The organism is Dyella sp. AtDHG13 (genome assembly GCF_003201105.1).
GTDB classification, from domain to species: Bacteria; Pseudomonadota; Gammaproteobacteria; order Xanthomonadales; family Rhodanobacteraceae; genus Dyella; species Dyella jiangningensis_B.
On sequence record NZ_QICJ01000008.1, the window covers coordinates 186,045 to 203,200 of the forward strand.

At 66.5% G+C, this 17,156-nt stretch carries 14 protein-coding genes; all 14 read right to left on the reverse strand.

All coding sequences use genetic code 11. From position 1 onward, the window contains the following. Positions 1–85: 85 nt before the first annotated feature. Positions 86–3,241: an efflux RND transporter permease subunit gene (locus BDW41_RS14695; RefSeq protein ID WP_074549675.1), complete on the reverse strand. Its 3,156-nt coding sequence runs from the start codon at positions 3,239–3,241 to the stop codon at positions 86–88. Positions 3,242–3,447: 206 nt separating this feature from the next. Then, entirely contained in the window at positions 3,448–6,603 is a 3,156-nt protein-coding gene (locus BDW41_RS14700; RefSeq protein WP_074549677.1) for an efflux RND transporter permease subunit, read from the reverse strand. A 178-nt stretch (positions 6,604–6,781) separates the two neighbouring features. After that, positions 6,782–7,627 (reverse strand): 2OG-Fe(II) oxygenase, encoded by an 846-nt coding sequence (locus BDW41_RS14705; RefSeq protein ID WP_074549679.1) that lies wholly within the window; start codon positions 7,625–7,627, stop codon positions 6,782–6,784. A 62-nt stretch (positions 7,628–7,689) separates the two neighbouring features. Further along, a complete protein-coding gene (locus BDW41_RS14710) occupies positions 7,690–8,823 on the reverse strand; it encodes a chitinase (protein WP_083337695.1) in 1,134 nt (377 codons plus the stop codon). Next, positions 8,810–9,211: a hypothetical protein gene (locus BDW41_RS23390; RefSeq protein WP_158537000.1), complete on the reverse strand. Its 402-nt coding sequence runs from the start codon at positions 9,209–9,211 to the stop codon at positions 8,810–8,812. Before BDW41_RS23390 ends, BDW41_RS14710 begins: the two co-directional genes overlap by 14 nt. Before the next feature lie 636 nt (positions 9,212–9,847). Continuing rightward, positions 9,848–10,324 carry a hypothetical protein gene (locus tag BDW41_RS14730; protein ID WP_074549683.1) on the reverse strand — a complete coding sequence of 159 codons (477 nt, stop codon included), beginning with the start codon at positions 10,322–10,324 and terminating at the stop codon, positions 9,848–9,850. A 4-nt stretch (positions 10,325–10,328) separates the two neighbouring features. Continuing rightward, positions 10,329–10,709, reverse strand: a complete 381-nt coding sequence (locus tag BDW41_RS14735) for a prepilin-type N-terminal cleavage/methylation domain-containing protein (RefSeq protein WP_083337696.1) — start codon at positions 10,707–10,709, stop codon at positions 10,329–10,331. A 5-nt stretch (positions 10,710–10,714) separates the two neighbouring features. Continuing rightward, positions 10,715–11,185, reverse strand: coding sequence for a type II secretion system protein (locus BDW41_RS14740; RefSeq protein ID WP_074549687.1), 471 nt, complete (start codon positions 11,183–11,185; stop codon positions 10,715–10,717). 16 nt (positions 11,186–11,201) lie between these two features. Beyond that, positions 11,202–13,094, reverse strand: coding sequence for a secretin N-terminal domain-containing protein (locus BDW41_RS14745; protein WP_074549689.1), 1,893 nt, complete (start codon positions 13,092–13,094; stop codon positions 11,202–11,204). Between the two features lies 1 nt (position 13,095). Continuing rightward, a complete protein-coding gene (locus BDW41_RS14750) occupies positions 13,096–13,620 on the reverse strand; it encodes a hypothetical protein (protein WP_074549691.1) in 525 nt (174 codons plus the stop codon). Beyond that, positions 13,617–14,150: a hypothetical protein gene (locus tag BDW41_RS14755; RefSeq protein ID WP_074549693.1), complete on the reverse strand. Its 534-nt coding sequence runs from the start codon at positions 14,148–14,150 to the stop codon at positions 13,617–13,619. Before BDW41_RS14755 ends, BDW41_RS14750 begins: the two co-directional genes overlap by 4 nt. Further along, a complete protein-coding gene (locus BDW41_RS14760) occupies positions 14,147–14,692 on the reverse strand; it encodes a hypothetical protein (RefSeq protein ID WP_074549695.1) in 546 nt (181 codons plus the stop codon). Before BDW41_RS14760 ends, BDW41_RS14755 begins: the two co-directional genes overlap by 4 nt. Next, positions 14,689–15,516, reverse strand: a complete 828-nt coding sequence (locus tag BDW41_RS14765) for a hypothetical protein (RefSeq protein WP_146217362.1) — start codon at positions 15,514–15,516, stop codon at positions 14,689–14,691. Before BDW41_RS14765 ends, BDW41_RS14760 begins: the two co-directional genes overlap by 4 nt. Further along, on the reverse strand, positions 15,497–17,155 hold the full coding sequence (locus BDW41_RS14770) for a GspE/PulE family protein (RefSeq protein ID WP_074549699.1): 1,659 nt from the start codon (positions 17,153–17,155) through the stop codon (positions 15,497–15,499). Before BDW41_RS14770 ends, BDW41_RS14765 begins: the two co-directional genes overlap by 20 nt. Between the last annotated feature and the right edge of the window lies 1 nt (position 17,156).

Sequence of the window (17,156 nt, forward strand, 5' to 3'; positions counted from 1 at the left end):
AGGCCGCACTCACCATCGTAAAGTTGGCAATGCGCCATAAAGACAGCACCGCCCCGCGTCCAACAAGAGCGAGAAAAACCAACCCTCACCCCGCCGCCATCTGCGCCTTCAACGCGCGCTTCGCCGCTTTCTTCTCGCGACGTTTCTCCTTGCGGATCTTGCGATCGTAATTCCACAGATAGATCGCCGGCGTGCTCAGCAAGGTCAGCAGCTGCGACACCAGCAGGCCACCCACGATGGCTACGCCCAGCGGCTGGCGCATTTCCGAGCCCACGCCGAAGCCGATGGCCAGCGGCAGCGCCGCGCCCATCGCCACGAGGGTGGTCATCGTGATCGGGCGGAAGCGCACCAGGGCGGCTTCCTTGATCGCGTCGGGTGGCGACAGGCCGCGTTCGCGTTGCGCGACGAGGGCGAAGTCCACCATCAGGATCGCGTTTTTCTTCACGATGCCGATCAGCATCAGGATCGCGATGATCGCCATCAGGGTGAGCTGTGTCTGCGTCACCAGCATGGCGAGGAAGGCGCCCATGCCTGCGGCCGGCAGGGTGGAAAGGATGGTCAGCGGGTGGCCCAGGCTTTCGTAGAGGATGCCGAGCACGATGTACATCGCCACGATGGCGCCGATGAGCAGCACCATGCCGTTGCTCTTGGCCTGCTGCAGGCGCTGGTTCTGGCCGGTCCATTCCACGCGCACGCCTTCGGGCAGGCCCGCGAGGATCGCAGCGTTGCTCACCAGGCGCGTGCCCACGTCCTGCGACACGTCCTTGGCCAGGTTGTAGGTGATGGTCGAGGCTTCCAGCTGGTTGTGGTGGCGGATGCGCATCGGGCTCATGTTGGGCTCGATATGCGCGATGGCGGACAGCGGGATCATTTCCGCCTTCGCGTTGCGCACGCGCACGTTGAGCAGGGTCTCGGGGCTCAGCGAGGTGGCGGAGCTGGAGGTCAGCACCACCCAGTACTGGTTGATGTCCGAGTAGATGATCGACACCTGCCGCTGGCCGAACGAGTTGAACAGCGCGGTGTCCACGTCGCCCATGGTCACGCCCAGGCGGCTGGCGGCGTTGCGGTCCACCTTCAGCTTCTGCTGCTTGCCGACCAGGTCGAAGTTGCTGCCGACGTCGCGGAACTCCTTCATCTTGCGCATCTGCTGCACCATCTTCAGCGTCCACGGCTGCAGGTCTTCGCCGTTGCTGCCGATGAGCTGGAATTCGTAGGCGCCGCCCTTGTCGCCGCTGCCGCCGCCGCCGAGGAACTGCACCAGGCTCAGCGACACGCGGATGCCGGGAAGCTGGTCGTACTGCTTGGCGAGGCGCTCCATCACCACCTTGGCGCTGTCGTGGCGATCGTTGGGGCCGCTGCCCTTGGGCTTGAGGTCTACGAACATGCTGCCGGAGTTGCCCACCGCGCCGGTGCCGTCGTTGCCGCCCAGCGTGGTGAGCACGTCGAGCACGGCCGGGTCCTTCTTCATGATGTCGGCGGCCTTCTGCGCCTGCGTCGCCATCAGCGTGGGCGAGATGTTGGCGTCCGCGCGGATGTCGCCCTGGATCATGCCGATGTCTTCCTCGGGCATGAAGTTACCGCCGGCGGTCGCCACCACGGCGGCGCCCAGCGCGAAGGTGGCCAGCAGCAGGATGATCGGCTGCCAGCGCATCAGCCGGCGATGGCGCATGGCCCAGTCCAGGCCGCGCTCGTACACGCGCTGCACGCCCTTGTCGAAGCGCTCCAGCGCCTGCTCCACGCGGCCCGGCGTGCGCTCGCCCGGCTCCTCGTGCTTGAGGAACTTGCCGCACAGCGCCGGCGTCAGCGTGAGCGACACGATGGCCGAGATCACCACCGCCACCGCCAGCGTCACCGAGAACTCGCGCAGCAGCTTGATCAGCATGTTGTTGCCGAACAGCAGCGGCGCGAACACCGCCACCAGCGACAGGGTGATCGACACCACGGTGAAGCCGATCTCGCGCACGCCCATCAGGGCGGCCTGCAGTGGCGGCTCGCCGTGTTCCATGTGGCGCACGATGTTCTCGATCACCACGATGGCGTCGTCCACCACGAAGCCGATGCACAGCACCAGCGCCACCAGCGACAGCGTGTTGAGCGTGTAGCCCAGCGCCAGCATCACCACGAAGGCGCCGGCCAGCGACAGCGGCACGCTCAGCGAGGCGATCAGCGTGGGGCGCAGGCGGCGCAGGAACACCAGCATCACCAGCACCACCATGGCGATACTGATCAGCAGCGCCACTTCCACTTCATGCAACGCGGACTTGGTGGTGGTGGTGAGGTCGAAGATCGGCGTGATCTGCACGTCGGCCGGCAGCCACTGGCGGAACTCCGGCAGGCGGCGGCGGATCTCGTCCACCGTCTCCACCGCATTCGCCTCGGGGCGCTTGCTGATCTGCATCGCCACCGTGGACTGCGCGTTGAACCACGCGCCCTGGTAGATGTCCTGCTGGCCGCTGTACACCTTGGCCACGTCCGACAGCCGCACGGGCGCGCCGTGGCGGGTGGCCACGAGCACGTTGGCGAAATCGGCGGCCTCGCGCAGGCCGTCGTTGGCCGTCACCGTCATCTGCGTGCGGCCGTCGGTGAGCACGCCCTGCGGCGAGGTCACGTTGGCCGCGATCAGCGCATTGCTGACGTCGTTGGCGGTAAGCCCCTTGGCCGCCAGCGCATTGATGTCCAGCTCCACGCGCACCGCGTGCGGCGTGCCGCCGAACACCTGCACCTGCGCCACGCCGGGGATCTGCGCCACGGCGGGCTTGAGCAGCGTATCGGTCAGGTCGTACAGCTTGTCCTGCGGAAGCCCGGTCGAGGTGAGCGAGACCAGCAGGATGGGAATCTGCGAGGTGTCGAACTTGAAGTACTGCGGCGGCGTGGGCAGCACCGGCAAATCCGCCTGCGCCGCGTTGATGGCGGCCTGCACGTCGCGCGCCGCCTGGTCGGCCGTGCGGTCGAAGGTGAAGCGCACCTGGATCGAGGCCGTGCCCTCCGCCGCGTTGCCGTACATGTCGTCGATGCCGGGAATGCGGCCGACATGGCGCTCCAGCGGCGCCAGCACGGTGGACGCCATGGTCTGCGCGCTCGCCCCCGGCATCTGCGCCACGATGTACACGCCGGGGAATTCCAGCGACGGCAGCGCCGCCACGCCCAGCAGGCGGTACGCGAAGACACCCGCCAAAAGCAGGCCCAAGGCCAGCAGCGAGGTGCCCACGGGTCGGCGGATCAGGGGGGCGAAAATATTCACTCGGGTTTCCATACCGGTTAGGGCTGCGCGCGCCCGTCACCCAGGCAGACCATCAGCGCGGGCACACGTTCACGCAAGCAAGGCGAAAGGCCCAGACATGCTGCTCTTTATGCCTGTGGGGGCGGGAAAGGCGAATGTGCCTGAAGTCGGTCCGTGCCGAAAGGCAGGGGGCGAAAAATGGGACGAGGATGACGCGCTTGGGGCGGTTAGCCCGCCGCCGGCTGGGCCTTCAGCGCCCGCTTCGCCGCGCGCCGCGCCCGTCTCGCCTCCTTGCGTTGCTTGCGATCGTCGTTCCACAGGTAGATCGCCGGCGTGCTCAGCAGGGTCAGTAGCTGCGACACCAGCAGGCCGCCCACGATGGCCACGCCCAGCGGCTGGCGCAGTTCCGAGCCGATGCCGAAACCGATGGCCAGCGGCAGCGCCGCGCCCATCGCCACCAGGGTAGTCATGGTGATCGGGCGGAAGCGCACCAGCGCGGCCTCGCGGATGGCGTCCGGCGGCGAGCGGCCGTGTTCGCGTTGCGCCACCAGGGCGAAGTCCACCATCAGGATCGCGTTCTTCTTCACGATGCCGATCAGCATCAGGATGGCGATGATCGCCATCAGCGACATCGGTGTGCCCGTGACCAGCATGGCCAGGAAGGCGCCGGCGCCGGCGGCCGGCAGGGTCGAGAGAATCGTCAGCGGATGGCCCAGGCTCTCGTACAGGATGCCGAGCACGATGTACATGGCGAGGATGGAGCCCAGCAGGAGCACGTTGGCGTTCGAGCGCGTCTCCTCCAGGTTCTTGGCCTCGCCGGAGTAGCCGAGCTGGACACCGGCGGGCAGGCGGGCGTCGTCCACGATGCGGTTGATCAGCGCCGTCGCCTTGTCCTGCGTCATGCCCTGCTCGATGTTGTAGTAGATCTGCGTCGCTTCGAGCTGGTTGGTGTGGATCACGAACGATGGCGTGACGGCCGGCGAAATGCGCGCCACCGCCGACAGCGGCACCATGCTGCCGGTGTCGCTGCGGACGTAGGTGTTGAGCAAGGTGTCCGGGCTCAGCGAACGCTCGGCGGACGATGTCAGCACCACCCAGTACTGGTTGATGTTGAAGTAGATGATCGACACCTGCCGCTGGCCGAACGCGTTGTACAGCGCCGAGTCGATGTTGCCCATGCTCAGGTGCAGACGCCCGGCCGCGAGCCGGTCGACGGTGAGCATCTGCTGCTTGTCCACATCGTCGTAGTCGCTGCTGACGTCGCGGAACTCCTTGTGCTGACGCATCAGCTGCGTGACCTTGTACGCCCACGGTTGCAGGTCGATGTTGTCGCTGCTGATCAGCTGGAAGCTTTGGCTGCCCCGGTTGGTGTTGTCGTTGTCGTTGAAGAAGCCGATGGAATTGAGCGCGACGTGCAGCTCGGGCAGCTTCTCATACGCCTTGTTCAATCGGGTGATGATGTCCTTGACCGATTCGGCGCGCATGCCTGGCCCGTGCCCCTTGGGTTTGAGATCCACGAACATGGTCGCCTGGTTGCCCACCGCGCCGCCGGCGTTGTCGCTGCCGAGAAAGGTGGTGACGTCGCGCACGGCGGGGTCCGCGACCATGATCGCCGCCGCCTTCTTCGCGCGCTCGGCCATCAAGGTAGGCGAGATGTTGGTGTCGGCGCGCACGTCGCCCTGGATCATGCCGATGTCCTCCTTCGGCATGAAGTCGAAGCCATACAGCTTCACCACGGCGACGGCCATGCCGACGGTCAGGGTGAGCAGGATGAGCGGCTGCCAGCGCATCAATCGCCGATGGCGCATGGCCCAGTCCAGCGCGCGCTCGTACACGTGGTGCAGGCCGCGGTCGAAGCGCGCCAGCGCCCGCTCCATGCGGTTGGGCGTGCGGTCGCCCGCGTTCTCCAGCGTCAGGAAGCGGCCGCACAACGCCGGCGTCAGGGTGAGCGAGATCACGGCGGAGATCACCACCGCCGCCGTCAGTGTCACCGAGAACTCGCGCAGCAGCATGGTGAATTGGTTGTTGCCGAACAGCAGCGGCGCGAACACCGCGATCAGCGACAGCGTGATCGACACCACGGTGAAGCCGATCTCCTTCACGCCATCGAGCGAGGCCTGCAGTGGCGGCGAGCCGTGCTCCATGTGGCGCACGATGTTCTCGATCACCACGATGGCGTCATCCACCACGAAGCCGATGCACAGCACCAGCGCCACCAGCGACAGCGTGTTGAGCGTGAAGCCCAGCATCCACATCACGGTGAATGCGCCCGCCAGCGACAGCGGCACGCTCAGCATGGCGATCAGCGTGGGCCCGACCCGGCGAAGGAACACCAGCATCACCGCCGCCACCAGCAGCACGCTAAGCAGCAGGGCCACTTCCACTTCGTGCAACGCGGACTTGGTGGTCTGGGTAAGGTCGAAGATCGGCGTGATCTGCAGGTCCGCCGGCAGCCACGCGCGCATCTGCGGCAGCTTGGCGCGCACCGCGTCGGCGGTGGCCACGGCGTTCGCTTCGGGGCGTTTGCTGATGCGGATGGCCACGGCGCGGTGATCGTTGAACCACGCCGCCTGGTATTCGTCCTGCTGGCCCGTGGTGACCTTGGCCAGGTCCGCCAGCCGCACCGGCGCGCCCTTCTGCACGGCGATCAGCAGGTTGCCGAACTCCTGCGGCGTGCTCAGCGCGTCGGTGGCCGCCACCGTCATCTGCGTGCGGCCGTCGCTCAGCGCGCCCTCCGGCGACGTGACGTTGGCCGCGCGCAGCACGTTCGCCACGTCGTTGGCGGTCAGGCCCTTGGCCGCCAGCGCCGCCGTGTTGAGTTCCACGCGCACCGCCTTCGGCCGGCCGCCGATCACGCGCACCTGCGCCACGCCGGGAATCTGCGAGATGGCGGGATTGAGCAGCGTGTCGGCCAGGTCGTAGAGCTTGTCCGGCGGCAGCGTGTTGGAGGTGAGCGACAGCAGCAGGACGGGAATGTTGGCGGTGTTGAACTTGTAGTAGCGCGGCGGAATGGGAATGCCCGGCGGCAGGTCGGCCATGCTCGCGTTGATGGCGGCCTGCACGTCGCGCGCGACCTTGTCGGTGTTGTTGCCGAAGTTGAAGATGATGCGCACCGAGGTCGAGCCGTCATTGCTCTCCGAATGCATCTCCTTGATGCCGGGGATGCGTCCCAGGTGGCGTTCCAGCGGCGCTGCGACCGTCGCCGCCATGGTTTGCGCGTTGGCGCCGGGCAGCTCGGTGTAGACCACCATGCCCGGAAATTCCAGCGACGGCAGCGCGGCCACGCCCAGCAGCAGATACGCCCAGAAGCCCGCCAGCGCGAGCCCCAGCGCCAGTACCGAGGCACCGATGGGGCGACGTATCAATGGCGCGAAGAAATTCATGGCGTGTCGACCATCGAGATAGCGCGCCCCTGCCCGTGCCCTGTGAGCGGAGCGCTACCGCGCAGCCGCTCCCACGCCCTTTATGCACGCAAACGCGCGCCGGCGAATGTGCCGGAAGTAGTCGATGGCGAGGCTTTGCGTTTCGCCTTCCGTGAAACGCCATGCACCCTACCGTGGATTAACCATAGGGCCGCTCGCGCACCCATTTGGTCATGATCCATTTCTCCCCGCGCGCCACCGGCATGCCGCCATGCAGCGTCAGCGGATCGAGCAGGCCGCCGGCATCTCGATAGGCGAAGTACAGGCCCATGCCGCGCCGGGGAAAGCACGTGAAGCCGACGTCAGGAAATGTGGTGCCGCCTCCGGCTTCCACGTCGTTCAGATACATGATCAAGGTGGCGCAGCGCTGGCCGCCCTGCGTCACGTGGCGCGTGCTCCCCGCTTCCCCGGGCGGGAAATAATCGTAGTGCGGCCGGTATTCGCCGCCCTGCTGGTAGTGCAGCACCTGCAAGCCTTCGCCGTGCGCTACCGGTTCGCCCATCAGTTGCGCCAGTCGCCGTTCCACGCGCGACACCAGCGGCGTCTGGCCGCGTTCGAAGAACATGCTCTTGCTGCTGCGCGAATGAATGGTGCGCGCGACGCCATCGGCGGGATCGACCACGGTGGACTGCGTCATGCGGTTCCTGGACAACGTGATGAAGGCCTTGCATTCCTCGTCGGAAAGCACGCCATCGAGCACGGCCACGGCAGGGCGTTCCAGGCGGGCAACCATGCGTATGGCATGCCCCTCGATGTGCACGCGGTTGCTCGATGACAGCGCGAAGCGTGGCGACCAGCAATGGCATGCATCGCTTTCGTCGCCGGGTTCGCCATTGGCCGCCCGCCCTTCGGCGACGCGCTGGATGCTTTCCATTGCCAGCACGGGATCGATCCGTTCGTGGATCATCACCGACACCATGGATTCGACGGTGCATCCGCGCTTGAGGTTGTCGCGAATCCAGTCCTGCCAGGCTTCATCGAGCATGAGTGTTCCCCTGTCGCGTTGAGCGGCGCGGGCGGCGCGTGGGCCGCCCGCGCGCAGAGCAGTCACTTGGTGTTGTCGACGACGATCTGGCCGTTGTACATGACCTGTCCGCGGTAGAAGTAATCGACGCAGCGCTTGTAGTCGCCCGGCGTGACCAGCGAGAACGGCATCTGATAGTCGACCAGCTTGCATGCCGTGGCGGGCTTGCCGTTGACCCAGCTCCAATCCTTGTCCAGGTATGCCTGCACGGCGGCGGCCGAGCCCTGCACGAAGCCGCGCATGTTGGCGCAGCCCAGCGGCTCGTCCGGCGGTATGGTCACGCTGAGTTGCTCCGCCATCTTCTTGTAGGCCGCGATGCGGTTCTGCACCTGCGGCCGCTCGTCGCCGCCGCCGCCGCACTCGATGCCGCCATTGATGATGTACACCGTGGCGCCGGAACCGGGCTTCATGTTGTTCGCCAGGTCGATCGAGTTGGGCTTCCACGTACCGTCGATCACCCAGGTCATCGGCGGTTTGGGCGTCTGCGGCGCCACGGCGAACCACACGGCGGAGGCAAAGTTGAGCCAGGTATCGGCCACCTTCCCCGGATTGTCGAGCAACAGGTTCACGTCGCCATACAGGGCGTCCGAGAACGGGCCGAAGTTGTAGTTCCACGACAGCTGCTTGGCGCCGCGTCCGAAGTAATCGATGTACTGGCCTTTGCTGTTCTTGGCGCAGGGATAGAAGATCCAGTTGGTGGCGTGCGAGCCGGGCGTGCATTGCTGGTACGCACCGACGGCCGAGCCTTCCTCGTAACCCGATTCGCGCAGGAACCACAGACCCTGGCGCCACATCTCGATGGGCGTGTCGGGCGGCAAGGTCGCGAGCACGGCGTTGTTGTGATCGGGATAGGTACGCGCCTGCGCCGGCGTCAGCGACGACCAGTTGGCGCCCGTCTCCTGCACGAAGTGGGCGAACGAGGTCGCCAGCAGCTTGCGGCAGATGGCATCGGCGTCGCGCCCGTCCTTGTAGTCGCCGCAATACGCCGGGAACTTGGCGATGCCGCGCAGCAGGTTGACGTACGAGTACGCCACGCTGCGCACGGGGAACAGCGCGTCGAACTTCGCTTCCGTCAGCACCTTCTCCACCCGGCGCACGTTGGACGGATTGGCCGCCCTGCCCGGCACCACCGCGTTCACCTCGTCATCGGGAAGCACCTGCAACGCGGCGCGGATAAGCGCGATCTGTCCCTGGCTCTGCTTGACCAGGCCGTCCTCCGCCTGCGCCAGCTCCGCATCGGTGGGATAGCCCGCGGGCTTGGCGATGTAGATGATCGTCGGCTTGTACGACGCGGGGGCCGGAGTTGGTGTCGGTGTCGGTGTCGGGGCTGGCGTCGGCGTCGGCGTCGGCGTCGGCGTCGGTGCTGGTGCAGGCGCAGGCGCAGGCGTAGGTGCGGGAGTCGGTGTTGGCGTCGGCGCTGGTGCTGGTGCCGGCGTTGGAGTCGGAACCGGTGCCGGTGTCGGTGATGGCGTAGGAGCCGGAGTTGGAGCCGGAGCGGGTGTTGGAGTTGGCGCCGGCGCAGGCGCAGGCGAGCCTCCACTGCACGCACCGAGATCCTTCCAGACGCCATAGGCGCCCGACGCGGCGGGATTCTCTCCGCTGGTCCACCACTTGTTCTCGTAGTTCCGACCGCTGTACGTCACCTTCTGTCCGGGGTTGGCGTAGGTCGCCGTGGCGGACCATGCGGCGTAGCAGCCGCCAGGTGCGGGAGCGGGCGAAGGCGTCGGCGTTGGAGTGGGAACCGGAGCCGGTGCGGGCGCAGGAGTTGGCGTCGGGGCCGGAACCGGAGTTGGAGCGGGCGACGGAGACGGAGTCGGTGCGGGCGTGGGAGTTGGCGCCGGAGCCGGACTCGGCGTAGACGACGACGGCCCCAGGTCCTGCCACAGCGTGGGGCTGGCCGACGGTTGCCAGCCCGCGCCGACATAGGCCGTGTGCGTCTGCAGCGCCTTGTAGTCGTGTCCGTTGTAACTGACGATGGTGCCCGCCGTGTACGTGCTGCCTTCCTGTCAGGCGGGATACGCGGCATACGCCACGTTCGCGTAAAGGGCAAAAAGCGAGGCCGCGAGAGGGGTCAGATAGGTGTGCTTGGTGTGCATGGCGAACCTCGGCTAAGGGAAACGAAAAACCGTCATGACGGGCCCGTTGTTCCTGCGTGTGCCACGGTCGGTAGCGCTGGCGCGCCTAGCGCTGCACGTTCCCTCCCCCTCCTGGATAGTGGGCAAACTTCCAGTCGGCATAACTCTGTTGATGCGCGAAGTTGGCGTACTCGTCGTCGAAGCCGTCCTGTTTGAGCGGCACGCCATCGGCGCGGCTGTACACGCCGAACAGCTCGCCGTGCGGGCCGCGTATCAACTCCCAATCCCCCGACGTCATCGGGTCCACGTACGCCTGCCGCAGAAAGCGGCGCACATAGGGCACGCGGGGATCGGAAAGCAGGTCGTGCAGGCGCGTGGGAAAACGCTTGTCCTTGTCCACGTCCACGTAGGCCTTGATGGCCTGCCGGATGGCGTTGCCGACGACGAGCAGGTCGTGCTCGTTCTCGCGCCGCACTTCCGTCGTCCAGATCGTGCCTATGCGCCCCAGGTAGATGGCCATGATGGCGACGGCCGCAATGGCCCAGAGGAAGTTGAAACCGCGCTGGCGTGACCGGCTTCCCATGGCGTCACCACCACGTCCGGTATTCGGTGCCATCGCTGGCCTTGCCCGGCGCGCCGCTGTGCACGTCATACACGCCGGTGCCGCCGTCCGGCGGCGGGGTGACTTTCCAGCTGGTGGCGTTGCCGGTGAGCGTGTCCTTGGGAATCTCCCGCAGATAACGACGCTCGACCAGCTCCTTGAGCGAATCGGGATAGCGGCGCTGGTCCGCATGGAAGTGATCGATCGATTCGCGCATGCTCGCCAGGTTCTGGCGAAGCACGGTTTCCTTGGCCTTGTCCACTTGCTCGAAATAACGCGGCACCACCAGCGTGAGCAGCGCGGCGATGATCGCCAGCACGACGAGAAGTTCGATCAGGGTGAACGCATGTTCCTGTCGTCGCGTCATGTCGGTCACCATTGGCGGAACGGCACGCCGTTCTGTCCGTTACCCTGCGCGAGGGAATAGACGTCGTACACGTCGTCGCCTTCGGCGGGCGCCTCGGGCGGGCTGGCGTAGCTGCGCTTGCCCCAGGTCTGCGCATCCGACTTGCTCGGGCAGTCGCACAGCGGGTCGCGTGGAATGCGCCGCAGAAAATAGAGCTTCTGGCCTTGCGGACTGGACTTGTCCGTGACGCCATTCACGAGCACGTCGAGCGTCGGCGGATAGCCGCTGTCGGACGCGGATTTCTCGATCTTCCCTTCGTCGCTGGCCTTCTTGTAATCGTCGATGGCATCGCGGATCTGCCACAGGTCGCGCTTGAGTTCCTGTTCGCGCTGGCGTTCGGCCGCCATCTGCGCCAGCGGCAGCGCGACGGATGCCAGCGCCGCCAGGATGGCCAGCGTGACCAGCATCTCGATCAGGGTGAAGCCGCGTGGTGTCATGGCACGGTCGGCTCCGTCACGATCCGGAGGGTGGCGTGGGCGGTTGCGCGGGCGGCGCGGCGGGCGCCGGCGCAGGAGGCGGCGGTGGTGGCGGTGGCGGAGTCGTGCCGCTCTGCGGCGGCATGCGCACGCCGTGACTGTCGCGGTCCACGTCGGTCGGCGCGATGGTCATGCGGTTTTCCGTACCCGACTCGAACGCCATGACGCTCGCGCCCGGCACCGGCTGCGTGCGCACGATATGCGGCGTGATCAGCAGGATGAGTTCGGTCTTGTCGTTCTGCCGCGATCCCGTGCCGAAGATGCGGTCCAACAGCGGCACGCGCCCCAGCCCCGGAATGCCGGAGGTATTGTCCTGCTCGATACGCTGCAGCAGCCCGGCCAACGCCTGCGTCTCGTTGTTGTGCACGGTCATCACCGTGTCGGCGGTGCGCGTCCCGATCTGGTAGACCACCAGGCCGCTGTTGGTGGTGATGGTCTGCACGATGTTGGACACGTCCAGGGTCAGCTTGACCTGGATCTCGTTATCGTTGTTGATGATGGGCTCGACCGCCAGCGACAGGCCCACGTCCTGGTAGTTGACGCTTTCGGTGCTGAAATTGTTGGACAGCGTGGTGGTCACCACCGGCACGCGGTTGCCGATCAGGATGCGTGCCTTCTCGCGGTTCTTCACCCGTATCCTCGGGTTGGCGAGCGTGTTGGTCTTGCCCAGGCTCTGCAGCATGTTGAGCGTGATCGACGGATTGCCGAGGTTGACCAGGATGTCGCCGCCATTGATGTGGCGAAGCTGGTTCATGGTCAGCACGCCCGGCGTCGGCGTGGTGAAGGAGTTCGGGTCCTGCGGCGCCTGCACGGTCAGGCCCACCGAATCGGGATAGTTGATGCCGAGGTTGAGCAGATCGCTGGACGTCACCTCCAGCACCTCGACGTCGAGCATCACTTCCGACTGCGGCAGGTCCATCGCCGATACCAGTTTCTCTGCCACGGCGATGGCATCGGGCGAGTCGCGCATGATGATGGCGTTGGTGCGCTCGTCGACCAGCAGGTCGCGTGTCTTCAGCATCTGCTTCACCGCCGCCATCATCTGCGGCGCCGGAATGTAGTGCAGGTAGAACGTGCGGACGGAGAGGCTCTTGTACTCGGCGTCCTTGTCGGGCCGCTTGGGGTAGATCAGCAGCGTGTTGCGGTCGATCACCTTGCTGTCCAGCTGGTTGGACTGCAGCACCATGGAAATGACCTTGCTGATCGGCGTCCTGTTGGCAAAGATGGTCGTCGGCACGCTGCCGGCCACGTCGTGGTCGAACACGAAATTCAGGCCCGTGATCTTGGTGATCAGCTCGAACACGCTGATGATGGGCTGGTCGCGGAACTGCACGCTGATGGGCTGGTTGAGGTCATTGGCGAGCTTGGTCGCCAGCATGTGAGGCTGCCGGGTGGCGATGGAGTCCCTTACCGCCGCGGCGCGCGTGTTGTCGGGTTGCTCGCGCAGCACGTCGTTGACCAGGGCAAGCGCGTCGTCCGGTTGCGTGTACTGCATGGCTTCGGCGCGGCCGATCTTCTGGTCCAGTTTTTCCTGCGCGTCGATCCACTGCAGCATCGCCTTGGCGCTGTCGTTGTTCGGGGCGATGTCCAGAGCGTGTCGGGCCAGCTGGCGGGACAGCGCGGGCTTGCCATCCTGATAGGCGTCCCTGGCCTGCTTGATGTAGCTGTCGGTTTGCCGCGCCAGCATCTGCAGATAGGTGCTGCGCAGGTTGAGGTCGTCCGGATGCCGCGCCGTTTCCTGCCGCAGCCATTCCAGCGCGACGTCCGGCGGGTTGGTGGCGATCACCTGCTCCATGCGCAACTGCTGGGTTGCGCAGGAAGCCGCCAGGAGCAGCGCGACGGGTACGGCCAGGCGACGGCGGCGTGTCATCTCAGCCTCCTGCGATCTGAATGCGTTGTTTCCGGTTGAGCGGCAGGTACACCAGGCTCACCGCGCTGCTGGTGACGCTCTCGATCCGGTAATGGCCCAGCACGACGTTGCCGCTGCGCAGGAAGCCCGAGCGTTGGCACGCGTTGCACAAGGGAATGTCCTGGCCGTTGGCGCTGAGCAGCACGAACAGCGAACCCTCGGCCGATACCCACACCGACTTGACCACGAAGGGCAGCGGCGGCGGTTCCGGTGGCGGTGGCGGCGTGGTGCTGGGCGGTGGCGGCGGCGGTAGCCAGCTCTGCGCAGGAAACAGGTCGACGAGCGGTGCCGAAGACGACGGCGCCGCGGCCGTGGGCATGGGCGCTTGCGGTGCGGGAACCTGCGCGGGCGCGGCGGTTTCCGTCGGCTGCTCCGCAGGTACGGCCGCCGAGGTTTCGTTCGGCTCCTGCCTGCCACGCACGAAAACGAACACGCAAAGCGCGATGGCCGCGAGCAGAAGCCAGCGGAGGGTAGGCGATATCTTCATGCCGGCCGCTCGATCGCAAAGGACAGCTCGACGCGCACATCCAGCGTCGTCTGGCCGATGTCGCCGCGGGAGATGGTCACGTGCTCCAGCCGCATGCCGCCCAGCGTGCGCAGGTCCGCCGAGAACATCCGCAGTTGCGGATAGCTCGCCTTCATCGACAAGGCCACGAAGTAGCGTTCCACCTTGCCATCGCCCTCGGTCTCCGCCTTGTAGGCGACCTGGGACGTCGCGATGCCCTCCTTGTTCGCCATGGCGAACAGGCTGTGGAGAAACGTGGTGAAGCTCGGGCTGTATCCGTTGTCCTCGATGGTCGCCGGCGCGGGCGACGGCGGCACGGTGGCCTCGCGCGCGCGGCGTTCCAGGTCCTGCGAGCGGACGTGAAGATCGCGGGCCAAGGGCACCGCCTCGAACAGCGTCATGGCCACGCTGAAGAGCAGCAGCACCACGCCGAGCAGGCCGAAGGTGCCAAGCCGCCAGCGCAGGCGCTTGATCTCCCAGCCCAGGCGTTGCGCATGCCATGCCTTGCTCATGGTGCGGGCTCCGTAGCGGCGACGGCGCCGCCCGCCGGTTTCCAGTGCACGACCACGCCCACTTCCATGACGTCGCCCGCCGGCCCCGGCTTCTCGGCCTGGCGTTCGATCTGCACGCTCTCCGTCGATGGCTGCGCATCGAGCCAGTCGATGTAGGAGAGCGCGGTCTGTATCGAGCGAGCTTCGAAGACCAGATGCATTTCCCGCGTTGCCGTGGCGATGTCGATGCGCAGCATGGCGATGTCCGGCTGCCAGCCGCGTTCCAGCAGATCGCGCGCGGGCTCCACGGCGTAAGCCTGCTGCGCCTGCAACGCGGTGCGTCGCGGTGCGGGGTTCCGATGCGCGTGCTCCACCTGTGCGCGCGCCTGTTCGGCGCGCGTGATCTCGCTTTCGCGATCGTCCATCCGCGCGGCGCGCGCATGCAGCCGGTCCAGGCCTTGCATCACCGCGACCAGTGCCGCGACCGACAGCAACAGCACGGCGATACCCGACCAGCGTGGCGCGGCGTAGGGTCGATGAAGGTTGATGGAGGGCACCTTCATGCCGAGTCCTCGTTCCAGGGTTGGGCGAGCCACTGCGGATCGGGCAGGCCGTCCAGCCATTCCTTGGCGATCTGTGGCCCCAGGACATAACTGCGCAACGGCCATGCGACCCGGCACAGCACGGCGGCGTCGCTCAAGGCGTCGGCCAGGCGGCCTGGATCCAGTGGAAGCGTCACGAAGCCCGCCCAGTCGTTGTCGTGGCGGAAGGCGACGTGGGCGATGAAGCGGCCGCCGCCCGCCTCGACCTGGATCAGCGCGCCATCGCCGCCGATGGCGCGCGCATGCGCCGCGATGGCGTAGGTGACGCAAGGGAGTATCGAACGCAGCAACAGGCCCGATTGCCTGGCTCCTTGTTCGATGGCGCCGCAGAGCGACTCTGGCATGGCGGCGCCGAAGCGCGATTTCTGCCATGCCCCGTCCTCGATGCACAGCCGCCACTGGTCCGGCGCACCCAAGCCCATGCGCATCAGTTGCACGCGCGCCGCTTCGGCCCAATCCACTGGACGCGGAAGCGGCCGCCAGCCCAGCACGAAGTAATGGACCCACGGTTCGCCGATTACCGCATCGAGCAGATGCAGGCCATTGCGCTTGGGCGGAGCGAGCAGGGACGCGATGGCGCTTTCCGCCTCGGGCGAGCGCATCGGTTCGAGGATGGACATGTCCCTGAGCAGCCGACCGCCCGGTTCCACCAGACAGACTCGATCGCGGCCAAGCCGCAGCACGCAGCGGCTCACGTAACGGGACAGCACGGGCCGGGCGCGCGCGCAAACCACGTTGCGCTGCGCTTCCAGTCGGTCGCGCCACTTATTCAGCCATGGTGACACGGTTGACCTCGGTGAGCGTGGTCCGCCCATCGGCGACGGCGCGCAGGGCCATCTGGCGAATGGATACGTAGCCGTTGGCCAAGGCCAGCTGCTTCAGTTCAGTGATGGGACGGCGCTCGACGAAACATTGCTTGAGCACGTCGTTGAAACGCAGCACCTCCGCTATCGGTTGCCGGCCGAGATAGCCGGTCATGCGGCATTGCTCACAACCGGCGCCCTTGCGGAACAGCCAGCCTTTCACCGCGGCCGGCGTAAGCCCGGAGGCCGCGATGAGTTCCGCATCCGGTACGTCGTCGCGCGTGCAGTGCGGGCAGTTCTTGCGCATCAGCCGCTGCGCGACGACGCCGAGCAAGGCGTCGACGAAACTGTGCAGGTCCACGCCCATGTGCAGGAAGCGGTCGAGTACGGAAAAGACGTTGTTGGCGTGCACCGAAGTCAGCACCAAGTGACCGGTCAAGGCTGCCTGCACGGCGATGCCTGCGGTTTCGCCGTCACGGATCTCGCCTACGAGAATCTTGTCCGGATCGTGCCGAAGAATGGAGCGAAGGCCGCGCGCAAAGGTCAGGCCCTTCTTGTCGTTGATCGGTATCTGCAGGATGCCCGGCAGCTCGTACTCGACCGGATCCTCGATGGTGATGATCTTCTCCTCGCCGGTGTTGATCTCCGTCAGCGTCGCGTACAGCGTGGTGGACTTGCCCGAACCGGTGGGGCCGGTGACCAGGATCAGGCCGTAAGGCTCGCCGGCGACCGCGCGGATGGCGCGCACGGTGTCCGGCTCGTGTCCCAGCCGATCCAGCCGCAGCGGTTCGGCGCTCTTCTCGCCGCGCTGCTTGTCCAGCACGCGCAGCACCGCGTCTTCGCCCCCATGCACGGACGGCATGATGGAGACGCGAAAGTCGATGTCCCGCTGGTTGATCACGGCGCGGAAGCGTCCATCCTGCGGGATGCGCCGCTCGCCGATGTCCAGGTCCGCCATCACCTTCAATCGCGACAGCACCTGCTCGGCCATCTCCACGCCGGATGCGCCACCCGTGGCCAGCAGCACGCCATCGATGCGGTACTTGATCACCAGGCCGGTGGCGGTGCTTTCGATATGGATGTCCGAAGCCCGCGCCTTCAGCGCGTCATACAGCGACGAATTGACCAGCCGTATCACCGGGTGCGTATCGTGGGCCAGCGTCGCGAGGGAGATTTCCAGGCCGCCATCGGCCACCCGGTCGGAAAGCTGCGTGGCGGAAACCGGTTCCAGCGCGCGGTGCTCGGCCTCGTGCAAGGCCATGTAGGCGAGCAGGTCCGAAGGCACGCAGAAGGCGAAACTGAAAGGCTCGCCGAAGCGCTGCAAGGCCCAGCTGCGCTGATAAGGGTCGAACGGGTCGGCCAGCACCAGCAGATGTTTTCCGGAGGCGTCCACCGCGAACAGGCATACCCGTGCGCTCGCTTCGGCGAACGACAAGGCATCGAAGCGGGGACGCAGGGCGGCCAGTTCGTCCGCGCCGACGGCGCGCAGGCCGGTGAGGCGCGCGACTTCTTCGCGATAGTCGCCGGGGTCCTGTTCGCACTTCTCCCAGATGCGCTCCTGCAACGAGCCCGCCGTGCCGTCGGCAGCCGGATCGTAGTGATCGGTGCGGACCGTGGCCATG

Excerpts from the sequence above, each read along its gene's own strand:
- BDW41_RS14750 (WP_074549691.1), bottom strand. The coding sequence starts at position 13,620 with ATGAAGATATCGCCTACCCTCCGCTGGCTTCTGCTCGCGGCCATCGCG.
- BDW41_RS14770 (WP_074549699.1), bottom strand. The coding sequence starts at position 17,155 with ATGGCCACGGTCCGCACCGATCACTACGATCCGGCTGCCGACGGCACG.
- BDW41_RS14740 (WP_074549687.1), bottom strand. The coding sequence starts at position 11,185 with ATGACACCACGCGGCTTCACCCTGATCGAGATGCTGGTCACGCTGGCC.
- BDW41_RS14735 (WP_083337696.1), bottom strand. The coding sequence starts at position 10,709 with ATGACGCGACGACAGGAACATGCGTTCACCCTGATCGAACTTCTCGTC.
- BDW41_RS14755 (WP_074549693.1), bottom strand. The coding sequence starts at position 14,150 with ATGAGCAAGGCATGGCATGCGCAACGCCTGGGCTGGGAGATCAAGCGC.
- BDW41_RS14705 (WP_074549679.1), bottom strand. The coding sequence starts at position 7,627 with ATGCTCGATGAAGCCTGGCAGGACTGGATTCGCGACAACCTCAAGCGC.
- BDW41_RS14730 (WP_074549683.1), bottom strand. The coding sequence starts at position 10,324 with ATGGGAAGCCGGTCACGCCAGCGCGGTTTCAACTTCCTCTGGGCCATT.
- BDW41_RS14700 (WP_074549677.1), bottom strand. The coding sequence starts at position 6,603 with ATGAATTTCTTCGCGCCATTGATACGTCGCCCCATCGGTGCCTCGGTA.
- BDW41_RS14745 (WP_074549689.1), bottom strand. The coding sequence starts at position 13,094 with ATGACACGCCGCCGTCGCCTGGCCGTACCCGTCGCGCTGCTCCTGGCG.
- BDW41_RS14760 (WP_074549695.1), bottom strand. The coding sequence starts at position 14,692 with ATGAAGGTGCCCTCCATCAACCTTCATCGACCCTACGCCGCGCCACGC.